Source organism: Trebonia sp. (genome assembly GCF_049794275.1).
Classification (GTDB): domain Bacteria; phylum Actinomycetota; class Actinomycetes; order Streptosporangiales; family Streptosporangiaceae; genus Trebonia.
In genome coordinates, this window is sequence record NZ_JBARCR010001133.1 from 1 (window position 1) to 3084 (window position 3084).

Below are 3084 nucleotides of genomic sequence, written 5' to 3' on the forward strand. Positions count from 1 at the left end.
AGACAGGAGCGGGGGGCGCTGACGCGGGCGGCGCTCGCCGCGCGCGAAGCCCCAAGCGAGAGCGCGCGGCGTCAGCGCCGCCCAGCGGAGAGCAGTGCCCGGCACTACTGGCGTACCGGTGGGCTAAGCGCGTTCCGCTGCTACGTTCCCGCCAATGCTTGCAATTCTGCGACTACAGCCACACGCCGCGAGGCGCGGCGTGCCCCGGAGGGGCGCGCTCTTGAAACCGTAAAGAAACTTGTCACAACTTGGGATCATGGACAGGGATCATGGCTCATGGCTCATGGCTCATGGCTCATGTCAGGCTCCGCTTGATGTGCGACACTCCCGGAGCTTTCGGGGCGCAGCACAGTTTCGGGTTTCAGTACAGAATCACGGGGTTGGTGAGTGCCGCCATGTCCTGTCCTGGTCGGCGTATCTCGACTCTGACGAATGCTGCCTCCTCAGCGGTGGTGCGCCATTCGATGCTGCCCGGCCCGTCACCGGGCAGTGGCGCCTGGTGAACTGTGCCGCGGTCAGTGTGGAAGCTGACCGTGCCAGACGGCACGCCGCTGACCATAGCCCGGACCACGACAGGTTCGCCTTCGGTGCTCAGCTGCTCGCCGATTCCAGCGCTGCGGTCACCGGCCAGGACGTGCAGCGACAGGCTGACGGCGGCTGATCCGGCGATCCAGCTGTGTCCTGCCCGGATTCCGGCCAGGACTGCGCTGGTGCTCAGCTCGTCGGCCAGCACGACGGTGTGCGGGACGGCAATCTGACCGTGCAGGTGGGTGTCGCTGTTGCCGATCGCGGGCAGCCAGTGCCCCGCGTGGATGCCAGCGGCCAGCGTGCGCCCCCATTCGGCCACCGCCACGTGGTTGTCCGCGTTCCAGGGCCGGTCCGACCTCCACAGGCCGTTCCACACCTCAACCGCGTCGAAGCCGTCGAACGGGTACATGAAAACCCCGCCCGGATAGGGGGCGTGCGGGTGAGCGACCACGCACAGCCCGTCCGCCTGGTGGACCTGGCTTACGTACCGATCGATCAGATCGTCACAGACGTCGTACCGCCACTCGACCACCTGTCCGGGGTCCAGGCCTAGGGCCAGCCAGTGCCCGGTCCGGGTGGTGGCCTCCTGGCCCAGAATCACTAGCAGGTCGTCCCCGGCTAGCTGCCCCCACGCGCCGTGCGTGTCGGCAGTGTTGTGCTCGGTGATGGCGATGAAGTCCAGCCCGCTCCTTCGCGCCGCAGCCGCAAGCTGCCCCGGCGTCAGCTCACCGCCCAGCGAGCGGGCGGAATGAACATGGCAGTCACCCCGGTACCAACCGCGCCCTCGACCAGCTGCGCGCACCGGCGGGAACTGCGGCTCCGGGACGTAGTTAGGCTTCGTCTTTGCCTCGCTAACCGCGCCGCCGTCCACGTCATCAAGACTGGCCTCTAGGGCTGTCGCACATCAAGCGGAGCCGATCCGTCGCACATCAAGTGAAGCTAGGCACGGGATCATGGCGCGGGGATCCGCCAACTGATCCGCGACACAGGCGGCCCTGGCCCGGGCGTTTGACGTCGCCTAAGGTGCTCACTACCGTCTGCTTGTGATCCAGCCGCGGGGGCGTCAACGCACGCTCGGGCGCGATTTCTGGCTCTACTTCGGTGGGCAGCTCATCTCTCAGGTGGGCAGTTCGTTCACGTCGTTCGCTTTTCCGCTGCTGGTGTTCAAGCTGACCGGTTCCGCCACCGACCTCGCGCTCTCGACCGCCGCCAACTTGCTGCCTTACCTGCTGTTTGGGCTGGTGCTCGGCGCCCTCGTGGACCGGCTGGACCGCAGGCGGATGATGCTATGGACGGATGTCGCCCGCGCCGCGGTGATCGTGGTCCTGCCGGTGCTCGCACTGTCCGGCGAGCTTGTGGTGGCTGATATCTACGCGGTGGCGTTCGTCCAGTCCGCCCTGGGGATCCTGTTCAACTGCGGCGAGTTCGCGGCGATTCCGAGCCTGGTCGGGAAGGACGACCTCGTGGCCGCCAACGGGCGGATCATGGCGACGAACTCGGCGGGCCAGATCGTCGGACCGATTCTCGCCGGGGTTCTGGTCACGTTCATGTCACCGGCCAGCCTGCTGTTCTTCGACGCGGCCAGCTTCCTGGTCTCCGCCGCGTGCCTCGCCGCCATCAGGCGCAGTTTCAACTCCGAGCCGCCGCCCGCGCGCCGCGCGGCTGGCGGGACGGGCCTGTTCGAGGATGTCCGGGAGGGCCTGCGCTTCGTCTGGTCCCATCCGGTGCTGCGCAGCATCTCCATCATGATGGCCCTGATCAACTTCGTTGCGGCCACGCCGATCGCCCAGCTCGTCCTGTTCGCCAAGCAGACCCTCGGCGCCAGTGACACGCAGGTAGCCTTGCTGTTCGCGGCCGGCGCCGCGGGCATCGTGATCGTCGCCGCCGCCGCGGCGCCGATCCGGCGGCGGCTGTCGTTCGCGGTTACCGCCCTGGGCGCGCTCGTGATCAGCGGGCTCACGGTCACTGTGATGGCCCTGCTCGGCTCGTACCCGGCCGCGCTGGTCCTGTGGGCCGCGTCGTCGGGTTTCGGCCTCCTGCTGAACATCAACACCGGGGCGCTGCGTCAGGCCATCGTGCCGAGCCGCCTGTACGGGCGGGTCATCAGCGTCGCCAGCGTGCTCGCCTGGTCGGCGATCCCGCTCGGCGCGCTGGCGGGCGCGGCCGCCATCCGCTTGACCGGCAGTGTCGCCGACGTCTACGCGGCCTCAGGGATCTTGATCGCGCTGATCGCGCTGTCGTTCGCCTTCAGCCCGGTCCGGCATGGTGACCGCTACCTGGCGGAGGCCGCGTCGGCCGGTACTCCCGGTGCTGTGGACGCCGAAGTCGCGCGCGCGACAGAGTGACGATCCTACAACCGGCCTTGCGGCTGTACCGGGCCGATCTGGCACGCGGAAGGCACGAAGTCGGGATGATCGTTCGGAATCCTAGAGCCGGTGAGCGGATTCGAACCGCTGACCTGCCGCTTACAAGGCGGACGCTCTGCCTGCTGAGCTACACCGGCCGGCTGCTAGTCATGCTAGCCGAGACCGCGCCGTGGCGATCTCGTACAAGGCG

General features: G+C 68.0%; 2 protein-coding genes and 1 tRNA gene. 1 reads left to right on the forward strand and 2 read right to left on the reverse strand.

Annotation, left to right across the window (positions count from 1 at the left end; all coding sequences use genetic code 11):
• Positions 1 to 361 precede the first annotated feature (361 nt).
• Entirely contained in the window at positions 362 to 1399 is a 1038-nt protein-coding gene (locus WA805_RS28145) for a CehA/McbA family metallohydrolase (protein ID WP_425243836.1), read from the reverse strand.
• Between the two features lie 172 nt (positions 1400 to 1571).
• On the opposite strand from WA805_RS28145, the gene WA805_RS28150 reads away from it, so the two are divergent.
• Positions 1572 to 2873, forward strand: a complete 1302-nt coding sequence (locus WA805_RS28150) for an MFS transporter (protein ID WP_424563093.1) — start codon at positions 1572 to 1574, stop codon at positions 2871 to 2873.
• Positions 2874 to 2958: 85 nt separating this feature from the next.
• Here the strand turns inward: WA805_RS28150 and WA805_RS28155 are convergent.
• Positions 2959 to 3031: transfer RNA gene (locus WA805_RS28155), tRNA-Thr, on the reverse strand.
• Positions 3032 to 3084 lie beyond the last annotated feature (53 nt).